14 protein-coding genes are annotated in these 17,783 nt (G+C 31.2%); 7 read left to right on the top strand and 7 right to left on the bottom strand.

Annotated elements, in window-relative coordinates; translation table 11 throughout:
- Positions 1-2: 2 nt before the first annotated feature.
- Together PQF96_RS28035 and PQF96_RS28030 are read right to left on the bottom strand one after the other, a co-directional pair.
- Positions 3-902 carry a lysophospholipid acyltransferase family protein gene (locus PQF96_RS28035; RefSeq protein WP_271770321.1) on the bottom strand — a complete coding sequence of 300 codons (900 nt, stop codon included), beginning with the start codon at positions 900-902 and terminating at the stop codon, positions 3-5.
- A gap of 128 nt (positions 903-1,030) precedes the next feature.
- Positions 1,031-1,930: a lysophospholipid acyltransferase family protein gene (locus PQF96_RS28030; protein WP_271770319.1), complete on the bottom strand. Its 900-nt coding sequence runs from the start codon at positions 1,928-1,930 to the stop codon at positions 1,031-1,033.
- 137 nt (positions 1,931-2,067) lie between these two features.
- Between PQF96_RS28030 and PQF96_RS28025 the strand changes: the two genes are divergently transcribed.
- Positions 2,068-2,718, top strand: a complete 651-nt coding sequence (locus PQF96_RS28025; RefSeq protein WP_109435398.1) for a rhomboid family intramembrane serine protease — start codon at positions 2,068-2,070, stop codon at positions 2,716-2,718.
- A 62-nt stretch (positions 2,719-2,780) separates the two neighbouring features.
- On the opposite strand, the gene PQF96_RS28020 is transcribed toward PQF96_RS28025, so the two are convergent.
- Complete coding sequence (locus PQF96_RS28020) at positions 2,781-3,917, bottom strand: TlpA disulfide reductase family protein (RefSeq protein WP_143916249.1); 1,137 nt, start codon at positions 3,915-3,917, stop codon at positions 2,781-2,783.
- A gap of 476 nt (positions 3,918-4,393) precedes the next feature.
- Between PQF96_RS28020 and PQF96_RS28015 the strand changes: the two genes are divergently transcribed.
- Positions 4,394-6,757, top strand: coding sequence for a GAF domain-containing protein (locus PQF96_RS28015; RefSeq protein ID WP_271770316.1), 2,364 nt, complete (start codon positions 4,394-4,396; stop codon positions 6,755-6,757).
- A 17-nt stretch (positions 6,758-6,774) separates the two neighbouring features.
- On the opposite strand, the gene PQF96_RS28010 is transcribed toward PQF96_RS28015, so the two are convergent.
- Entirely contained in the window at positions 6,775-7,956 is a 1,182-nt protein-coding gene (locus tag PQF96_RS28010) for a Pycsar system effector family protein (protein WP_271770314.1), read from the bottom strand.
- Positions 7,957-8,012: 56 nt separating this feature from the next.
- On the opposite strand from PQF96_RS28010, the gene PQF96_RS28005 reads away from it, so the two are divergent.
- The gene (locus PQF96_RS28005) at positions 8,013-11,726 is read left to right on the top strand and encodes a metallophosphoesterase (RefSeq protein ID WP_271770312.1); all 3,714 of its coding nucleotides are present in this window, start codon (positions 8,013-8,015) and stop codon (positions 11,724-11,726) included.
- Between the two features lie 43 nt (positions 11,727-11,769).
- Here the strand turns inward: PQF96_RS28005 and PQF96_RS28000 are convergent, their stop codons facing one another.
- The 3 genes from PQF96_RS28000 to PQF96_RS27990 form a co-directional block, all read right to left on the bottom strand.
- Complete coding sequence (locus PQF96_RS28000) at positions 11,770-12,648, bottom strand: SdiA-regulated domain-containing protein (RefSeq protein WP_271770311.1); 879 nt, start codon at positions 12,646-12,648, stop codon at positions 11,770-11,772.
- Positions 12,626-13,075, bottom strand: coding sequence for a Dps family protein (locus PQF96_RS27995; protein ID WP_271770309.1), 450 nt, complete (start codon positions 13,073-13,075; stop codon positions 12,626-12,628). The genes PQF96_RS28000 and PQF96_RS27995 overlap by 23 nt, the downstream gene beginning before the upstream one ends.
- A gap of 99 nt (positions 13,076-13,174) precedes the next feature.
- Positions 13,175-13,726 carry an NUDIX hydrolase gene (locus PQF96_RS27990; RefSeq protein WP_271770307.1) on the bottom strand — a complete coding sequence of 184 codons (552 nt, stop codon included), beginning with the start codon at positions 13,724-13,726 and terminating at the stop codon, positions 13,175-13,177.
- 149 nt (positions 13,727-13,875) lie between these two features.
- Here PQF96_RS27990 and PQF96_RS27985 point away from each other — a divergent pair, with 149 nt between their 5' ends.
- The 4 genes from PQF96_RS27985 (at position 13,876) to PQF96_RS27970 (ending at position 17,740) form a co-directional block, all read left to right on the top strand.
- On the top strand, positions 13,876-14,295 hold the full coding sequence (locus tag PQF96_RS27985) for an IS1/IS1595 family N-terminal zinc-binding domain-containing protein (protein WP_109435390.1): 420 nt from the start codon (positions 13,876-13,878) through the stop codon (positions 14,293-14,295).
- 122 nt (positions 14,296-14,417) lie between these two features.
- The gene (locus tag PQF96_RS27980; protein WP_271770305.1) at positions 14,418-15,665 is read left to right on the top strand and encodes a hypothetical protein; all 1,248 of its coding nucleotides are present in this window, start codon (positions 14,418-14,420) and stop codon (positions 15,663-15,665) included.
- Positions 15,666-15,676: 11 nt separating this feature from the next.
- Positions 15,677-15,937, top strand: a complete 261-nt coding sequence (locus tag PQF96_RS27975) for a DUF4212 domain-containing protein (RefSeq protein ID WP_109435388.1) — start codon at positions 15,677-15,679, stop codon at positions 15,935-15,937.
- A gap of 30 nt (positions 15,938-15,967) precedes the next feature.
- Entirely contained in the window at positions 15,968-17,740 is a 1,773-nt protein-coding gene (locus tag PQF96_RS27970) for a sodium:solute symporter family protein (RefSeq protein ID WP_143916240.1), read from the top strand.
- Positions 17,741-17,783: the final 43 nt, after the last annotated feature.

Here is a 17,783-nt window from a genome sequence, read left to right as displayed (position 1 = left end):
GTTTAATCTATTGTTGCGCCCTCTGGAGCCAATGCATTTCTATGCTTCCATCTCTTATGGGACCACAAATAATACTGAGGGTTATTGGTAATTTGTTTTTCGAGAAGTCTTAAGTATTTTTTTACAATAGAATAATCTTCACAGTTTTTAGGATCTTCAGTTATTGAAACAAATGTAGCTTCATAATACCCCCTTTTAATTTTTTCTACTTGTAAATAGTAAGTGTTTATTCCTAAGCGTTTTGATAACACTTCGGCACCTAAGAAGGTAGGTACTTTTATACCCATAAAATTAGTCCAATACATGGCTTTATGTAATTTGGGCGATTGATCTGCTGCTAATCCATACATATATAAACCATCTTTGGTTTGGTCCTCGGTAATTTCTCTCATAGCATTTTTGTTTGTAACAACACGAGAACCAAAACGAGCACGTATTCTACGGACTAATCTGTCAAAATATATATTCCCTATAGGTTTGTATATACCAACCGCTTGAAAATTTGTTTGTATATCTATTACATTTGCCCATTCATAACTAGCATAATGAGCCATAAAAACCATAATGTTTTGTCCTTTAGCTTCTAGGTTCTGTATCTTTTCCAGATTAGTGACTTTAAAGCGTTCCATCATTTCTTGATTAGAAATAGAAATAGATTTGATCATTTCTAAAAACATATCACACATATGCTTATAGAACTCTTTTCTAATCTTTTTGATTTCTTTTTCAGCCTTTTCAGGAAAAACCAATATTAAGTTTTCTGTAACTGTTCTTTTCCTATATCCAATAATATAATAAATGATAAAAAAAATACTAGTAGAAAAAGCATAAAACAATTTCCATGGTAATTTTGAAATTAGCCATAAACCAGGATAGACTAGCTTATAAATTAATAATTGCATAGATAGATGGGGTTTGGTTTGCGAAAATAAAAGTATTTTACCAAACTCATCTGTTAAAAATAAAAAAACTAAATAAAATAAGAAGAACTAAAAGTGTTGTTAGTCAGCTGGTTATGTTTGTTTGTTATTTAGTCTACTTGAGCACCTTTAGGAAGTTTTGCATTTCTATGTTTCCATCGTCTGTGAGTCCAGAGGTAATATTCTGGTTTCTCCCTTATTTGTTGCTCTAATAATTGCAGATATTTTTTTGTAATATAATGATCATCACAATTCTTTGGATCATCTGTAATGGTTATGAATTTAGCTTGATAATACCCACGTTTTATTTTTTCTACTTTTAGATAAGTCACAGGCATATCCAATCTTTTGGATAAAACTTCTCCTCCGGTAATTACAGGAACTTTAATATTCATAAAATCAGTCCAATACAAAGCATTTTTTAATTTTGGAGATTGATCTGATAATAGCCCATAAGCGCAGAGTCTTCCATGTACTTTATCTCTGGTGATCTCTTTAATCACATTGTGGTTATCTATTAGTCTTGTATTGAATTTTCCTCTAATACGATGTGCTAGCTGATCAAAATACTTGTTTTTAATCTTTTTATATACTCCAACAATGGGAAAATCCATTACAAATTGGGCAGCAATGGCCCATTCATAACTGGCATAATGCCCCATAAGTACAATAATACTTTTGTTTTTGGCTTGTAATTCTTTGAATGTATGTTGATCAATTATCGTAAAACGTTTAGTCATTTCTTCTTTGGATATAGATAAGCTTTTTATCATTTCCATAAACATATCGCACATATGTTTATAAAATTTTTTACATACCTGTTTAATTTCTTTGTCCGATTTTTCAGGAAAAGCGAGAGCTAAATTTGTAGAAACTACTTTTCTTCTATATCCAACAATATGATACATGAGTACATATATTCCGGTAGATAGGATATATAATAGACGCCAAGGTAACTTTGAGATTACCCATAGGATTGGATAGACCAAACGATAAACTAACAATTGCATTAAACCCCTAAATTAAAGGGTACAAATATAAAAACATCCTTCTTTTTTTTTCATAAACTTTTGCTAATTAGAAAGTACAATTGTTTTAGATTTCTTGAGGTAAAAATATATGTATCTTTGAATAAAAATTTTAGTTAATGGAGAAACTTGATCTTATTGTTATCATAATTATTGGAGCTAATATACTGATGTCATTAAAGGGATTTAATGATTTTTCTTTTTTTGAAAAGTATAAATTCAATATTGGTGGAATACGTAGAGGAGAGCAGATACGAATGCTAACATCTGGATTTTTACATGTCGATATGATGCATTTGTTTTTTAATATGTTTACACTTTACTTTTTTGCTCCAACGGTAATTGGGTTTTTAGGTAATATTAAGTTTTTAATCGTTTATTTTGGAAGCTTGTTAGTTGGAAATTTATTTTCATTATTTTTTCATAAAGACGAATACTACTATAGCGCTGTCGGTGCAAGTGGAGCTGTATCTGGTATAATATATGCAGGGATTTTATTCAGACCAGACATGAGTTTGTATTTGATGTTTATTCCAATTCCTATTCCTGCTTATATATTTGGAATTGGATATTTATTATATTCTATTTTTGGGATGAAAAATAAAGTCGGAAATATAGGACATGATGCTCATTTTGGAGGTGCAGTAGGAGGATATATTATTACTTTGATACTGGCTCCGTGGTTGTTTCAAGAAAACCTGTTCATGATTGGTTTACTAGCGATACCAATTATCATTCTTTTTGTTTTACAAAGAATGGGGAAGTTATAACATTAAAAAAAGGCAACTCTATGTTAGATTGGTTGCCTTTTTTATGATATTATGTTTATATTTTATAGAGATTGCTGAGCAAGCAATTCTGAAATTTTTTCCTCTAATGCAGGTCCTCTTAAATTCTTAGCAATTACATTTCCTTTTTCATCAAGAATAAAAGTAGCTGGGATAGATCGTACTCCATAAGCCTGTGCAATAGGTTCTTGCCAGAATTGTAGATTAGAAACATGATTCCAATCTAAATTATCATCAGAAATAGCCTTGGTCCATGCTTCTTGTTTTTTATCTAACGAAACGCTAATTATATTAAGTCCTTTATCGTGATATTTTTTATACACATTTACTACGTTAGGATTTTCCATTCTGCATGGTTTACACCATGAAGCCCAAAAATCAATAATTGTGATTTTACCCATTGACTGTTTTAAGGATAACATTTTACCTTCTGGAGTAGGAGCAGAAAAATCCTCGGCAGTACTGCCAATATCTATTCTTTTTTGCATGGATACAGCCATTGCATTAGCAATAAGTTGATTAAGGTTTTTGCCTAATCGACTAGTTTTTAAGGTGTCAGCAATAGAGTTAAATTGTTCTTTAGCTTCTTTTGCAGAAACAATTTTAAGGTTTAAAAGGTCAGTTAAAGCCATTATTGATACAAGAGAACTCGAATTATTATTCGCTAGATCTTTTCTAAATTGTTTTTCTGCTTCGACTAATTCCTCCCTTTTTGCAGCTATTTTTATAGCTTTATTTGTTTCTCCTAGTTTAGTAGCAATTTGATATTCATTACTAAGTTTTAATTTTTCTTCCCCATATTTTTTAACAGTCTTGGCATATGAAAAGAAGAGTTCGTTTTCTGTTCCTCCTTTAACGATAGAAGATCTCATACTATCTTTATAGATAGTCATTTCTATAGGGTTGTTTTCTGCCAAAAAGAGAACATTTCCTCTTAGATCTTTAAATGTTAAATAATTAAAATCATTACTTTCTGGGGCAGGTAATTTAATCTGAAACTTTTGATTTTGTATAGTTGTAGAATCTATAATTATTGGCCTTCTAGATTGACTCACAGCATTTACATATACCATGGTTCCTTCTTCAAAACCTTCGGTGTCAGCAGTAATAGAATATCCTTTTTGATCTTTTTGACAAGCTACAAGTAAAAGTGTTGTAACCAGAAGTGCAATTCTTTTCATTTTTTCGTTTTTTTATTTTTTTGATATGACAAAAAAATTGGCATATTTGGGAATCAGTATATTAAGAATTAATCAATTTCATTATTAAAAATAGTAATTAATTATTGATATACTCATTTCATGGCAATTAGATTTATTGGTTGTAAAAATAAAGAATCCTCATTACATACTCCAAAAATTAACGTTGCATATAGAAGAATTGTTAAGATACTTTTACCAATAATGTGCAAAACTCGGATAAAAATCTTATATTTTGTGTAACAAAATACTATAGTAGTTCGTCTATTATGGTATAATGTTTGTTAATATTTTGGATATAAGGATTAAATCAATGTCCAAATTTTAATAATTCAATCGTCTTAAATGTTAAATAGAAGTTTTTTTTAAGTTAAAAAAATATAGTTTAATTAATTGTTAATAACTAGTGATACAATTTGGTTTGTATTACCTTTGTATCCTAGAATAAAAGAGCAAACATGACGGGGTTAGAGCATGATTTTCCATTAGATATTTGGATTAGCTTTTCGAAATTTTTTGAACAATATAAAGAATTACTGAAAAGTGATAATGAAATTATCAAGGATAGAGCTGCGCGTATTTTAAAGATTGCAGAGCAGTATCCTGAATTAGATAATGGGATCAAAGAAGAAAAACGAGTATATGAGTTATTAGAACCTATTCATTTGGTTCTAGAAGATTCTTTTCCTGATATATTACAGCAAAATGAAATTAAAATTGCTACAATTCCATTTCATAATAAAGTATTAAAGTCTACTTCACGCTATCAAAATATTGTAAAAGCTGCAGGAGAAAATTTTGAACCTCAAATCAAGAATTTGAATGAGGATCACTATTATATAATGGGATGTAGTATTATTCTTGGACACTATTATAACTATAATATAGATTTTAGAAGACCTTTCTTTTATGATATTCCTGATGCTTTCGGTGTAATGAGGAATTATAGAATTATGTATAATGGTGATTTTATCGATATCATTAAAACTGATAAAGCAAAAGAAATTACAGATGCAGATGTAGCCGAATTGTTAGATAATTTTGATAACATAGATATTTGGAAAGAAAAATTCCCTCCTCATAGTTGGATTTTTAAGGGGATTATCATTGCAAACATGTTTGATGTTACTACAGATGTTTCTTTATCCGATTTTAAAACTAGCTTAATAAAGTATGATAAAACTCAAGGAGATTTTGTAGGTAGTTTTCAGGATATTTTTAGAGCGATATTTAATCTTCGAGAGATCAAAGTTGGTTTTTCGAACTATAATCCAGAAGACCAGGTACTAGAACGTGTGCCTTTTAAAAATATAGATAGTTACATTTTGTATGATAGATATACAGATTGTTGTGAAACGGCTTTGTGTAAAGGGACGTATCATTATCTTTTTGAAGAATCTACATATTTTGCAATTTCTGATGTAAAAAGATATCAGAAATCAACTCCAGATGAAATAATGTATAAAAATCTGGTGGCACAAGGTATTAATAGCGCAATTCTTGCTCCAATTAAAAGTGATGGTAATTTATTGGGGATTTTAGAGATTGTTTCTCCAAATGTCCACGAACTCAATAGCATTAATGCAAACAAATTGCAGGATGTTATGCCATATCTTGTAGATTCTGTTTTACGTTCAAAAGCAAAATCAGAGAATGAGCTAGAGTTAATCATTCAGCAAGAATGTACATCCATACATCCAAGTGTGCATTGGAAATTTAAGAGAGAAGCGAAACGATTTATGAGAGCTATGGTGGATGAAAATCCAGTTTCGTTCAGAGAAGTAGTTTTTGAAAATGTATATCCATTATATGGACAAATAGATATAAAAGGCTCTTCAGATGCTCGTAATGAAGCAATACAAAAAGATTTGGTGTTACAGCTAAAGGGTATAGCTAAAATCATTAATAAAATAATTGAATCAGATCCATTACCAATATATGAGCAACTAGCATACAGAACAAATCGTTATGTAACGGCAATAACAGAGCAATTACAAGTAGATAGCGAACAAAATATTCTTAATTTTATTAAGAAAGAGATTACTCCGTTGTTTAAGCATCTTAAAAAGAAGAATGCCGAACTCGATACTCTTATAGATGAATATGAAGAAATCCTTGATGTTAGTATTAAGACGGTTTATAGGCATCGAAAGGCATATGATGAGTCAGTAATGCTTATCAATAAAAAAATGGCGGCTTTATTAGATCAAAAACAAGATGAAGCTCAGGGAATGTACCCTCATTATTTCGAACGTTTCAAGTCTGATGGGGTTGAACATAACATGTACATTGGAGAATCAATAACCAAACAGGATAGTTTTAATAAGGTGTATCTCTATAATCTAAGGTTATGGCAATTGCAGATTATGTGTGAGATGGAAAATGCTTATTATCAAATGCAAAAAGATTTACCTGTTGCATTGGATGTTGCTTCAATGGTTCTTGTTTTTAACACTTCATTATCCGTGAGATTTAGAATGGATGAAAAACGATTTGATGTAGATGGGACATATAATGCAAGATATGAGGTAGTTAAGAAACGTGTTGATAAGTCAAAAATAAAAGGTACTGATCAACGTGTTACAGAGAAGGGTAAACTCGTAATTATATATTCTCAACGTTCTGATGAACGTGAGTATATTAAGTATATTAACTTTTTGCAATCTAAGAACTATCTTGAAGAAGAAATAGAGATTGTTGAATTAGATGATCTTCAGGGAGTTACTGGTTTAAAAGCACTTAGAGTCAATATTCTTTATCATAAAAATGAAAAAGACAAAGAATATTATACGTATGAAGATTTAATGAAAGAGCTTAATTAAAGCTCTTTTTTTTGTACTTATTGTAACGTGTTAAATGCCAGGACAAAAGAAATTACTGAAGTAACTATTCCTATCATGAATACGGTATATGTTATTCGTAGTATTTTATATTTTTTGTGTAATACTTTTCCTAGAAAATAAAGATCTTTTATCATGGTATCATAGATATAATCTTTATCTCCCATTAATTCTGTCATAGCCCATTTATATTCATTCAATGGCATTTTATGAAAATTTCCAAAGAATAATAGATTGACTTTCTTTTCTTTTATTTCTTTGCGGGTAAATTCACCGCTGGTAACATTGGGTCTGGTAGCTAATACAGATAAAACTATAGAGGCAATAGTGAATATAAGAAAAACTAAAGTCGGATAAATAAGATATTGGTTTGATGGGTTGTCAAGTTTTGGAATGAGATTTGACAGAGCCAGAGACATAATAATAGCATTTACAGAAAGTAAAATATTGGCTTTGGTATCAGCAATATCACTTAGTTTTAGATGATTTCTTAAAGTAACCCTAAAAAGAGTCTGTATACCTTTTTCTGGACTTTCTTCCTTTAATATGTTTTTTAATTTTTCTTTTTCTTTCTTTTTCTCCTTTTTTATTCTTGCCTGCTCTTCAATCATCTTATGAAGATTCTCTTCTTTTTTTGGTTTCCATTTTGAAATGGCATAATCTGTATAATAGTGATGTTTATTCTGAAATAAATCAATATTAGCTTTAAGCCATTCTGAAGTGGTTAAATCTTTGACAGAATTTAATTTAAACTCTCGTCTCAATAACTCACTTGTTTCACCATAATAATCTTTGGCAAAGTGGGAGGCATCAGCATCTCTAATGATCTCTTCCATTAGATCAGTAGGTTGATGTTCCATTTTGGTAGCCATAATTTGTTTAGAAACTTTGTCAATGATCTTTTGAGAGACATTTTGCTGAGATAAAAAATCTTTTGCAATTTCAACACTGTGCTCTTCATGGTTGTCAGAACTCTTAGAATACCCAGTATCATGTAATAAAGCAGTTAATAATAAAACTTCTTTATCTTCATCAGATAAATTTGTGTTATCAATAATTTCTTTTGTACTTTTAAATACTCTTTTGGTGTGATCGTAATTATGGTAAATACAGGAGTTCGGAAGCTCATTTTCAAAGAGCTCTGAAACAAAATTATCTGTTTTTTCTAATAAAGAAGACATATGTACATTTTTTCGGTAACCAAAATAATTAAAAAAAAGAGATTGTACTTCAAACAATGAATAAATATAATAAGATTCTAATAATCTGTGTTGCTCTATTACTTAGTTCATGTGCAACATACTCTCCTCAGTATAAAGTCGAAAACTTCACTCAAACATTACCCAGTCAAGGGGTTACAATCGAAAAAAGATTTTATTTGATTGGAGATGCAGGTTATGCCACCATGAAAAAAACTTCAGATGGATTAGCAATTTTAAAAAAAGTCCTGGATACGGTCAAGTCTAGCGATGATTATGTACTCTTTTTAGGTGATAATATCTATCAAAAGGGAATGCCTAAGAAAGAATCACCAGAAAGAGCTTTATCAGAACGTAGAATAGACGCTCAAATTGAAAGCATAGAAAACTTTAAAGGTAAGGTGGCTTTTATTCCTGGAAATCATGATTGGTACAATAATGGAGTAGAAGGTTTACATCGACAAGAGGAATATGTAATAGAGAAAATGGGAAATGATAATGCATTCTTACCTCCTAAAGGTTGCCCTCTGGAAAGTGTAGAAATAAATGACAAAGTCCATTTGTTAATTTTGGATACACAATGGTATCTTGCAAATTGGGATAAAAACCCAACCATAAATGATGAGTGTGAAATTAAGACACGAGAAAAATTCTTTCTTGAGGTAGAAGGAGAGTTGAAGAAACATAGTAAGAAGACGATTCTTATTGCAATGCATCATCCAATGTATACTAATGGTCCTCATGGGGGTAAATACAATTTTGGTAAGCATATTTTTCCTTCAAAGAAAAAGATTCCTCTTCCGATCTTAGGTTCGTTAGCAACTCTAATTCGTTCTCAAGGAGGGGTTACAGCTCAGGATGTATCTAATGTTCACTATAGCAGGTTAATGAGAAGACTTTCTACAATGACCAGAGCTATGGATCGAGTAGTTTTTGTATCCGGTCATGAACACTCTTTGCAGTATATTGATAGTGACGGAGACAAGCAAATTATTTCAGGTTCTGGATCTAAGGTTTCTGCGGCGGCTCTTGGGAAAGATGGATTATTTTCATATCCAGGTCAGGGTTTTGCTGTATTAGATGTATATAAAAATGGCGCTTCAAACGTTCGATTTTATGCAAATGAAAATGGAGAGCCTAAATTAGTGTATCAGACAGAGGTACATCCCAAAGAAAAAGAATATTCTTTTAGTGATATCCCAAATTCTTTTGAAACAGAAGTGTCGGCTTCAATTTATAAAAAAGAAGAAGTGAAGAAATCTAAGTTTTATAAATCGATGTGGGGGGATCATTATCGCAATATATACGGAACAGATATCAAAGTACCGGTAGCAACTCTAGATACTCTTATGGGTGGTTTTACTATTGACCGACAAGGAGGAGGACAAGTAACACGATCGTTACGTCTTGTAGATAAGGAAGGAAAACGATATAGTTTAAGAGCTATGAGAAAAAGTGTTACGCAGTTTTTACAAAAAGGAGCTTTTAAATATACCTATTTGGATGATGGATTTGATAATACGCTTACAGAAGATGTGCTTTCTGATTTTTATACGTCAAGTTATCCTTATGCATTTTTAACCGTAGGAACCCTAGCCGATGCTATTGGAGTTTATCATGCTAATCCAAAATTATATTATATTCCTAAACATCCTGCACTAGGGAAGTATAATGAAAAATTTGGGGATGAAATCTATTTTCTTGAAGAACGTCCGGGAAAAGAATACAAAGATGAAGTGTCTTTTGGAAAACCTGATGATATAGAAAGTACAGATGATCTTCTTAGTAAATTAAGGAAGGATGAAAAATACAAAATGGATGAAGAACATTATATTAGAACCAGGCTTTTTGATATGATTTTAGGGGATTGGGATCGTCATTCTGATCAGTGGAGATGGGCTCAATTTGATAAAGAAAAGGAAAAGATATTTAGGCCCATTCCCAGGGATAGAGATCAGGTATTTTCAAATTATGATGGATTACTTTTAGATATTATAAAATTTGTAGTTCCACTGGCTAGGAAATTTCAGGTTTATGATGAAAAACTTAAAAAGGTAAGATGGGTAAATCAATCAGGACTACCATTAGATAGAAAGCTAACTCAGAATTCTGGAGAAAAGATTTGGATAGAACAAGCTAGATACATTAAAGAAAATCTATCTGATAACGATATAGAAAAAGCATTTAAAAATCTCCCAGAAGAACTTCAGGATGAAACGATCAAAAGAATCCAAAAGGATTTAAAATCACGAAGAGATAATATAGAAGATATCGCTAAGCGATATTATAAATATCTATCAAGACATGCTATTTTAACAGGAACAGACAAAGATGATTTTATAGAAATCATAAGAGGAGACTATAAAACAACAATAAAAATATCAAGAATAAAGGGAGGAAAAATAAAAAAGCCTTATAGTCAAAGAGTTTTTAATTCCAAAGAGACAAAAGAAATTTGGATTTATGGATTAGATGATGATGATCAGTTTGTTGTAAGAGGTAAGGGGAAGAAACCTATTAGAATAAGAATTATAGGAGGACAAAATAATGATGTGTATACTATAGAAAATGGAAGAAAAGTTAAGGTGTATGATCATCATTCAAAGCCTAATACCGTTGAAAAGAAAGGTGGAGCAAAATTTATATGGAGCGATATTTATAAGTATAACCTGTATGACTATAATAAATACATAGAAAAAACTAATGTCGTAACTCCTTTTATTGGTTTTAATCCAGATGATGGTCTAAATGTAAGTCTTACCGATGTGTTTACTATAAAAGGGTTTAAAAATAACCCATATCATAGTAAACATACTTTTAAAGCGGCATATTATTTTCAGACTCAAGGAGGATATGATATATCTTATTTAGGAGAATATATGAATGCCCTTGGTAATTGGAATATCTTACTTAGCGGTTTAATCACAAGTGAAAATTATGCGCAAAACTTTTTTGGATTAGGTAATAGTTCTGTGAATAATGATGATGAATTAGGTTTAGATTATAATAGAGTAAAGATTGGTACATGGGCTTTAGGTTTTGGCTTTTCTAAAAAAGGAAATTATGGTTCTACATTTTCGATAAAGGCAAATTATGAAGGAATAGAAGTACAGGATACGGGAGGAAGATTTATTACTTCTGGTCTAGGTTTTGTAAGTGAAGATCCTGATTTTTTTGAAAGAAAGCTTTTTGGAAATATTGATTTACACTATAAATTTGAGAGTTATGATAATGCTGTGAACCCTTCTCGAGGAATGCTGTTTAAATTGCAAACAGGAGCGAGGATGAATGTAGAAGATACTGATCGTACCTATGGGTATGTTTATCCAAAACTAGGCTTTTATAATGCAATTACAAGAAATAGAAAATTAGTCTTGAAAACAGATGTTATGGCTCAGGTAATTATAGGAGATAGTTTTGAGTTTTATCAGGGAGCAGTTTTAGGAGGGATTAATGGATTAAGAGGCTATAGAGAAGAACGTTTTACAGGAGAAAGTGCATTAGCATTTAGTAATGATTTAAGATATAGTTTTAATAAGTTTAAAACGGGTATATTGCCGTTACAATTAGGTGTATTTGGAGGCTATGATGTCGGAAGAGTTTGGCTTGATGGCGAGAATTCTGATCAGTGGCATGATTCTTATGGAGGAGGAATGTGGATTAATGCAATTGATACTATAGGAGGGCAATTAGGGTTGTTTGGGAGTGATGATGGGTTGCGTTTTACGTTTGGTTTTGGTTTGAGTTTTTAAAATCAAAAATCCTAGGATACGATAATCAATAAGATTAAATCACTTATTTTTTAATTTTATATTCGTATAAAGTAGCTTTACCATACTTACTTTTCTCATCAGTAATAAAAAGGGTACTGTCATTTTTAAAACATAAACCTTCTTTTTGTGAATTATGCTTTAGTTTTATTTTTTTAATATTTCCATTAAACAAATTATCCTCTGTAAAATCAGTTATTAAAAAAACTTTATTGTGAGTGAGAAGTGCAATGTTATCACCAGAATGATTGATCGCAGCACCGGTAATTAAGCAATTAGAACTATCTTCACATGTTTTGTATTCTCCAACTAGTTTGGCCATATACTTTCCTGGAGTGGCAGATACTTTGTATAGTTTGGTCTTTCCTTTTGAATTTTTAGCACGATTTTTAGTAAACAAATATAAATTTCCGTTAAGGTGAATAAAAGCTTCAACATCAAAATTGAAATTCTTTTTTTTGGGAGGGAACTTTTTTTGATCTTCAAAAATGAATCTAATTTTTTCTACGGATATTGTATTTGATAATAGTCCATTGACTTTATAAATAACAAGGTTCTTTCGATCATTATTATTATTTCCAAAATCTCCAATGTAGATATTGTTTTCTTGATCGTAGGCAAGATCTTCCCAATCTATATTTTTAGTGCCAGGAATTTTAATTTCATTTATAATCTCGCCTTTTTGATTTAGACAAAATACGGTGTTATCATTACCAGAATCATTGATAGCATATAATTTAGCATCAGACAACATAGTAATACCTGAGATTTCGTGAATAGAGTGCGAGAGTTTTTTGATTTTAGTTAAATCAGAATGTTTATCCTTTTGACAACTCATTGTCATTGTTGTCAAAAGGATAAGATATGAGAGTTTTATTATTTTAATTTTTCTGATTCCAGGCATTGAGCATCCAGCTTGTTTTTTCTATTTCTCCTATATACGTTCCTGTAATATCAAGAGTCCCATCGTCTTTAGCTTCTTCTGCAGCGACAGTTACTATTTTGAGTTGTTTTAAAAGTAGTTTATGGTCTTCTAAAATAGTAGAAACCATTTCATAGTCTGTAAGTATAGTACTTGCTTCATTAATATTAGAAATATCTAAATATACACTAAAATTACTCACAGGTTTTCCTCTTAGTGTAAGAATACGCTCTGCAATCTCATCTATTTTTAATTTAGCATCTTCATAAAACTCTTCAAATTTTGCATGAAGTTCAAAAAAATGTGGGCCTGTTATATTCCAATGAAAATTTCGGAGTTTTTGATAATGTATATGATAATCAGCGAGTAAAATATTTAAAGTATCTACAGTTTTATTATTTAAATTCATTATAGTTTTTATTTATCGTTTTTGTTATTTTAATACAAAAATACTATAATAAAAGATTAGCGGTAGAAGTTACAATAGTTAGTTGTAATAGAAGTATTATTATAATCGATTTGTGATTTCCTTAAGAATAAAGTGATAATATTCCAGATCATGAGGTACATAATCTTTATACTTAATAGGGTTATGAAGAATATTTTTAAAATCATTACTATCAAAAAGAATAACACCAGCGACTTCTTCTTCTTGTAGTTTTAATTTTTTGATAGAGACATCTAGTTTACTTAGATAGATGTAGTGAAACTCGTTATCTAGAAAATCAGGTTTGGGTATTTTTTTTGCTAAATATGTGCCAATAAACTCTAACTTATGTACCGGAACCAATATACCAATTTCTTCTTCAATTTCGCGAATGGCAGAATTCTCTGGACTTTCTCCAGCTCCAATATGACCTGCTACAGATACATCCCATAAATCAGGAAAACTATCTTTATTCTTTGCACGTTTCTGAAATAAAATCCGACCATCATCCGTAAAAAACCAAATATGTACACTAGCATGATATAACCCTAATTGATGAGCTTCAGATTTTAATCTGATTTCTCCGGTGCTCTTTCCATACTCATCTAATATATCTATCAATTCATCTGACATAAGTAATTACTGATTTTTCATTTTTTATTAATATTCAAAGATATATTTTTAATAATTATCGTTTAAAAATTAGATTTATTTATGATTAGTATTAAATAATTATTATATTTTTATTGCTAAAATGATATATTTATGCAAAAATACTATACATGAATTTAAAAGTATGTCCAAATTGTAATTCATCGGAGTATATTAAAAGTGGTGTAATTAATCATAGGCAGCGATATCGATGTAAAAATTGTAATTATAATTTTACAGTAAATAAGCTTGGTAAGAAGATAGATGACTATTATGTGAACAAAGCTTTGCAGCTTTATTTAGAGGGATTAACATATCGCGAAATTGAACGCATTTTGGGGATTTCTCACGTTAGCGTAATCAATTGGGTAAAGAAATATAATATTAAAAGACCATATAATTCGCAATATCATCCGACTTATAAGATTCTAAATGCTTCAGAATTAGCAACTTTTTTTCAATCTCCCGATAATGTAAAAGGAGCTGGTGTTGTTGTAACAGAATTGGGGGATAAATTTATGCTTATTAAATGGGAACGTTTTAGAGAATAACTATAGTGATTAGCAAAAAACTATACTAATTTTTATTGCTTAACATAATTTTTAGACTTTTAACAAGTGCACAACACTACATCAGTAGTACAAATCATTTTCTAAAATCTAATTCTTAAATTATGAAAAAGCTCATATTACTACTTTTTTTAGGTTGTTTTTTGGTACCATATTTAGGATTTTCTCAAGGATCACCTGATTATACAGGTGGGCTAAAAGTTAAACTAAATGAAGATGGATCAAAATATTTTAGAATAATTTCTTGGGGTCAGTTCTGGGCACGATATCAGGATGAAGTGCCTGACGATGTTAGTAAAACAAATTTTAGCATTCGAAGAGCACGTATTTTAACATTTTCTCAAATAAATAAAGATTTCTTGATTCTTACTCATTTTGGATTAAATAGCTTAAATGGAGATAATCAAAGTCCAACAGGAAAAGGAGATAGCTCTCAACTCTTCTTCCACGATTTTTGGTTACAATATAGCTTAGGTGAGAAACATGCAATCGGGGGAGGATTACATTATTGGAACGGTATTTCACGCCTTAATAACCAAAGTACGCTTAATATCATGACATTAGATAATAATCGTCAATCATGGGCTACTATAGGTTTATCTGATCAGTTTGCACGTCATATAGGAGTTTATCTCAAAGGATCATTTGGAAAACTCCAATATCGAGTCTCAGTTAATGAATCTGGTAAAAACACTTTAGATTCTGCAATTGATCTTGCCAATCCAGATACTTTTATTGCTGGTGATACTTATTATGCAGGGAGAGATCTATTAGGTTCAAAAGATGCAGGGAAGAACTTTGCAGGATATTTTGATTATAATTTTTTAGATCAGGAATCTAATTTTTTACCCTATAAAGTTGGATCTTATTTAGGAGGTAAAAAAGTTTTTAATGTAGGAGCGGGGTTCTTTTATCACCCAGATGGAAGTGTTCTTGTTAATGATGATCTAACATTAGAAGGGCAAGATGTCGCAATTTTTGCGGTTGATGCCTTTTATGATGCTCCAATAGGAAAGAATGGATCTGCAATAACCGCTTATGCATCCTATCAGAACAATGATTATGGAGACAATTTTACACTAGGACAAACATATGAAACAGGTTCTATGATCTATAGTCATGTAGGGTATGTTATTCCTAATGATAATAAGAAGATTAAATTTCAACCGTATGGGTCATTTAATTTACGTTCTATTGACCTTATAGATGATAATGCAACCACATTTGGAGTGGGAGCAAATGCATACTTCAGCGGTCATAATTCTAAACTTACACTAGAATATTTAAATACAAAGTATGGTGATAATGACGCTCAAAGTTTTGTTACCTTACAAGCAATGATCTATCTCTAAAATTAATAATTATGTCAGAAAAACAAAAAAAAGCAACTGCTTATTGGAGAGAAAACCTCAAGTATTTAGTCATTTTATTGACTATTTGGTTTGCAGTCTCCTATGGAGCAGGAATTTTATTTAAAGATGCGCTAAACAGTATTAGACTTGGGGGATTTAAACTTGGTTTTTGGTTTGCTCAACAAGGTTCTATCTATGTTTTTGTTATACTCATTTTTGTATACGTACGATTGATGAATAAACTGGATAAAAAATATGGTTACAACGAGTAATCTTAATACTAACCAAAAAAATATATTATTATGAGCGTTCAAGTATGGACATGGATTTTAGTAGGGATTACTTTTGCTATTTATTTCGGAATAGCTATATGGGCAAGGGCAGGCTCTACAAAAGAATTTTATGTAGCAGGAGGAGGAGTATCACCTTTGGCTAATGGTATGGCAACCGCAGCAGATTGGATGAGTGCCGCTTCCTTTATCTCGATGGCAGGATTGATTTCATTTATGGGTTATGATGGTTCTGTGTTTTTAATGGGATGGACAGGAGGATACGTACTTTTAGCTTTATTGTTAGCTCCTTACCTTAGGAAATTTGGAAAATTTACAGTTCCTGATTTTATTGGTGATCGATATTATTCTAATACGGCAAGAACAGTAGCAGTAATTTGCGCTTTAATTGTATCATTTACTTATGTGGCAGGTCAGATGAGAGGTGTAGGGATTGTTTTTTCTCAATTTTTACAGGTAGATATTAATTTAGGTGTAATCATAGGTATGACAGTTGTTTTAGTTTTTGCTTTTTTAGGAGGAATGAAAGGGATTACATATACGCAAGTAGCACAATATTGTGTGTTAATATTTGCATTTATGGTTCCTGCTTTTTTTATTTCAATGCAAATGACAGGCAATATCATACCTCAAATAGGTATGGGAGGTACTGTAGAGGATGGTACATTTTTGCTTGACAAATTAGATACCTTGCATACCCAGTTAGGGTTTAATGAATATACAGATGGATCAAAATCAACATGGGACGTTTTTGCGATTACATTGGCATTAATGGTAGGGACAGCAGGGCTACCACATGTAATTGTACGTTTCTTTACTGTACCTAAAGTAAAAGATGCTCGTAAATCTGCTGGTCTTGCATTATTGTTTATTGCGATTTTATATACTACAGCACCAGCAATTGCAGTTTTTGCAAGAACAAACTTAATAGAAACGGTAAGTAACACACAATATAAAGAAGTGCCAGAATGGTTTAAAAACTGGGAAAATACAGGTTTGATATCTTGGTCTGATAAAAATAATGATGGTAAAATTCAATATGTAAATGGAAAAGCAACTGATGGGAAACCTAAGTATACTGGGGAGAGAGGTGAACATGGAGAACGTTTGGTGTCTAATGCGAATGATTCTGCCAATGAATTATACGTAGATAGAGATATTATGGTACTTGCCAATCCAGAAATTGCAAAACTACCCAACTGGGTAATTGCATTAGTAGCAGCTGGAGGATTAGCAGCAGCTTTATCGACAGCAGCTGGATTATTATTAGTCATCTCTACTTCGATTTCTCATGATTTGATCAAAAAACAAATCAAACCAAACATTTCTGAAAAAGGAGAACTTTTAGCAGCACGCATTAGTATTTTAGTTGCTATTATTATTGCAGGATTATTCGGTATTTATCCACCTGGTTTTGTTGCAGCTGTTGTTGCATTAGCATTTGGTCTGGCAGCAGCATCGTTTTTTCCGGCTATAATTCTTGGAATTTTTGATAAACGTATGAATAGACAAGGAGCAGTAACCGGCATGGTAGTAGGTATTGTTCTAATGTTATTCTATATGATTAGATATAAAACAGGATTAATAGGAGTGATGGACCCAAGACCAGCTAGTGAATGGTGGTTTGGTACATCACCAGAAGGTTTTGGTACTATTGCTATGATTGTTAATGTAATCATTTCTGTAGTAGTCTCAAGAATGACAGCTGCACCTCCAAAAGAAGTGCAAGAAATAGTTGAAAATATTAGAATACCGAGTGGGGCGGGAGAAGCGTCTTCACATTAATTTTTTAGTTAGAAGATTACGGTGCTGTATAATTCGTATGGCA

It is taken from the genome of Aquimarina algiphila (assembly GCF_947494415.1).
In the GTDB taxonomy this organism is placed as follows: domain Bacteria; phylum Bacteroidota; class Bacteroidia; order Flavobacteriales; family Flavobacteriaceae; genus Aquimarina; species Aquimarina algiphila.
The sequence above is the reverse complement of the archived record's forward strand: the minus strand, read 5'-3'. Positions and strand labels throughout refer to the sequence as shown.